Annotated in this window: 3 protein-coding genes; all 3 read right to left on the reverse strand. The window is 75.4% G+C overall.

The features are described from left to right. Positions 1–221 precede the first annotated feature (221 nt). From FJ251_14815 to FJ251_14825, 3 genes are read right to left on the reverse strand one after another with little or no spacing between them, the layout of a single operon-like run. Positions 222–1,256, reverse strand: a complete 1,035-nt coding sequence (locus tag FJ251_14815) for a hypothetical protein (GenBank protein ID MBM4118975.1) — start codon at positions 1,254–1,256, stop codon at positions 222–224. Then, on the reverse strand, positions 773–2,197 hold the full coding sequence (locus tag FJ251_14820) for a lactate utilization protein (GenBank protein ID MBM4118976.1): 1,425 nt from the start codon (positions 2,195–2,197) through the stop codon (positions 773–775). Before FJ251_14820 ends, FJ251_14815 begins: the two co-directional genes overlap by 484 nt. Then, positions 2,194–2,979: a (Fe-S)-binding protein gene (locus tag FJ251_14825; protein MBM4118977.1), complete on the reverse strand. Its 786-nt coding sequence runs from the start codon at positions 2,977–2,979 to the stop codon at positions 2,194–2,196. Before FJ251_14825 ends, FJ251_14820 begins: the two co-directional genes overlap by 4 nt. Between the last annotated feature and the right edge of the window lie 243 nt (positions 2,980–3,222).

A 3,222-nucleotide genomic window follows, 5' to 3' on the forward strand; every position in this document is an offset into this window, starting at 1 on the left:
AGGCGCGCGCGGCCGGATCGCAGACGGTGGCGTGGGACGGCCGCGACGGGCTGGGCCGGAGCCTGCCGAGCGGGCTCTACTTCGCGCGGCTGGAAGTGGGCGGCCAGCGGGCGGTCAGCAAGCTCTTGCTCCTGCAGTAGCCTTCCGGCCTTTCTCCCGGTGGGGAAGCCGCAAGGCTCGTCCGCCCCCAATCTTGCCCGCGACGGTGGGCTACAGCGCACTCACGGCCGCGCCTCGGCGGGCAGCAGCGCGGGATCGAAGTGCGCGGCGAGCAGCGCGGCCGGCGCCGCTGCGACGACGAGCCGCCGCGGTCCGTGCGCGCCGAGCACGAGGGTCTTCTCGATGTCGGCCGTGCGGCTCGGTCCCGTGATCAGCGTGAGCGAGTGGCCTGCCCGCGCGCGCCAGGCCGCAGGGTCGAGCGCGGGGCCGTCCGCGGCGCGCGCGCCGGCAACGGCGAGGTAGTCGGCGAGCGTGGCGTAGAGAGCCTCCGCAGCGACGAGCGCAAAGTGCGTCTCGGCGAGGAAGGCCGCGCGCCGCGCGCCCGCGTGCCGCGCCGAGAGAACGAGCGTGCCCGTCTCGGCGATGAGGCCTTCGGCGAGCGTGCAGCCGCGGCCGTCCAGCGCGAGGCCCGCCGCGAGCAGCGCGCCGCCCGCGTCGCGCGGCCAGGCGGCCTCGGCGAGGAATGCGGCGAGCGCGGCGGCATCGGCGAGCGGACGCCACTCGCTGCGGCTCTCGGCGAGGCGAGTCCCGAGCTGAGCGAGCAGGGCGACCTTCACGCGAGCCTCCCCGGGTGGCGGCGCGCGAGCTCGGCGGCGAAGCTGCGCGCCGGCGCGGCGGGCAGCGCGCGCTCCGCGTTCCAGGTGGGCGCGAGGCGCGCGGTGAGTCCGCGCAGCGGCGGCTTGAGGGCGAGGCGCAGGAGCGCGCCGGCGAAGCGCCAGGCCCGAGGCCGCGCGGTGAGGGCAGCGAAGAGGCGCCAGGGCCGCGCGCTCCCCGCGCCGCTCGCGGCCTCGCGCGCCGTGCGCGCCTTCCAGATCAGCGTGGGCAGGGGAATCTCCGCCGGGCAGATCTCGGCGCAGGCGTCGCAGAGCGCGCAGACGTCGGCGAGGCTCGTTGCCGGCCCGTGCGCGGAGGCACCGCCCGCGGGCGCGGGCGCGCCGCCGAGGTAGGGCGCGAGGAGGATCCCCAGCGGCCCCGGATAGACGCCGCCGTAGGCGTGCCCACCCGCGTGGCGAAAGCAGGGGCAGACGTTCAGGCAACTGCCGCAGCGCAGGCAGGCGAGGATCTCGGCCTCGGGGCTGGCGGCCAGCGCCCGGCGGCCGCCATCGAGGAAGATCACGTGCCGCGCCGTGGGGCCGTCGCCCGCCGGCGCCGGGCCGTTGATCAGGCTCGTGTAGCTGCCCGCGCGCTGGCCGGTGGCGTTCAGCGGCAGCAGGCGCAGCAGCGGGTCGAGGTCGGCGAGCCGCGGCAGCACCTTCTCGATGCCGGCGATCGCGATGTGCAAGGGCGGCAGGCTCGAGCTGAGGCCGATGTTGCCCTCGTTCTCGAGCAGCACGAGCGTGCCCGTCTCGGCGACGACGAAGTTCGCGCCCGTGATGCCGGCCTCCGCAGCGAGGAATTTCGCACGCAGGTGGACGCGTGCCTGCGCGGTGAGCGCCTCCGGATCCTCGCTCGCGGGGCCGAGCCCCCGCTCGGCGAAGAGAGCGCCGATCTGGCGGCGATTCAGGTGCAGGGCGGGCGCCGTGATGTGGCTGGGCCGCTGGCCGAGCTGCTGCACGATGAACTCGCCGAGGTCGGTCTCCACGACCTCGATCCCAGCGTCCGCGAGGGCCGTGTTGAGGTCGATCTCCTCGGTGATCATCGACTTGCTCTTGACGACCCGGCGCGCGCCGGCCGCCTCGAGCAGCGCCAGCACGAGCGCGCGGGCGGCGGCGGCGTCGGCGGCCTCGTGCACGGTGAAGCCGGCCGCGGCGAGCTGCACCTTGGCCTGGGCGAGCAGGGCCTCGCGCGCTGCGTGGCTCTGCGCGCGGATCGCGGCGATGGCCTCCCGGTCCGCATCGGCGCCGGGGAGCTCGGCGAGCAGCGCGCGGCGCTTGGCCAGGGTCTGCCCCGTGGCGCGGCGCAGGTTCGCGTGCAGCTCGGCGTCGGCGAGGGCGGCCGTGCTGCGGCGGCGGAAGTCGCGGGTGGCCGGGGCGCTCATGCTGCCGTGTCGCCGGCTACGCCGGCTTGGGCTGCACCGCCGGTGGCGCCGGCCTGGGCAGCGCCCTCGGCGGCGAGGATCTCGGCGAGGTGCAGGCCGCGGAAGGGGCGGCCGCGCTGGCGGGCGCGGCCTTCGAGCTGGAGCAGGCAGCTCGCGTCGGTAAGGGCGAGGGTGTCGGTGCCCGCGGCGGCGAGTGCGGCGAGGCGAGCATCGGCCATCGCCGCCGACAGCTCGGGCAGCTTGACGGCGAAGACACCGCCGAAACCGCAGCACTCGCGCTCGGGATCGGAGGCTTCGACCAGCTCCAGGCCCTCGACGGCGGCGAGCAGGCGGCGCGGCGCCTCGGCGATGCCCAGCTCGCGCAGGGCGTGGCAGCCGTCCTGGAAGGCGACGCGGCCCGGCCAGCGCGCGCCGACCGTCTCGCGGCCGAGCACGTTCACCAGGTAGTCGCTGAGCTCGTGGCAGCGCGGGGCGAGGGCCGCGAATTCAGCGCGCTCGGCGGGGCTCAGGCCCGGCAGTTCGGGATAGCGGCGCAGCATCGCCACGCAGCTCGCCGAGGGGCTGACGACGCGCTCGGCGCTGCCGAAGCGGCGCAGGAAGTGGCGCGCCGCGGGGAGGGCGAAGTCGGGATGGCCGGCGTTGTAGGCCGGCTGGCCGCAGCAGGTCTGGTCGGCCGGGTAGCGCCAGTCGACGCCGAGCCGCTCGAGCAGGCGGGCCGTCGCCAGGCCGATCGCCGGCCGCAAGTGCTCGATGTAGCAGGGGACTAAGAGGAGAACTGGCATGGCCGCTACGCTACTCCAGGGAGATGCAGCTCGCCAGCCCGAAGTCGGGCCGGCCGGTACCATTCATGTGGTTTGGAGTTGACCCGGTTTCCAGGACCCTTTGCTGCCCTGGTAGCGAGAGGAGTCCGCGCTGCCTTGGTCCCGAACGCCCTTTGCGAGTCGTTCTCTGCTACACTTGAGTGTGAGTGCCTGGATCGGCAGCGCTTCAAGACGCAGCGCGTGGCACGGATGGCGGCCTTCAAT

Source organism: bacterium (assembly GCA_016873475.1).
GTDB lineage: Bacteria > Krumholzibacteriota > Krumholzibacteriia > JACNKJ01 > JACNKJ01 > VGXI01.

What these genes read in the sequence shown, in the direction of transcription:
- FJ251_14820 (MBM4118976.1), bottom strand. Translation starts at nt 2,197, where the DNA reads ATGAGCGCCCCGGCCACCCGCGACTTCCGCCGCCGCAGCACGGCCGCC.
- FJ251_14825 (MBM4118977.1), bottom strand. Translation starts at nt 2,979, where the DNA reads ATGCCAGTTCTCCTCTTAGTCCCCTGCTACATCGAGCACTTGCGGCCG.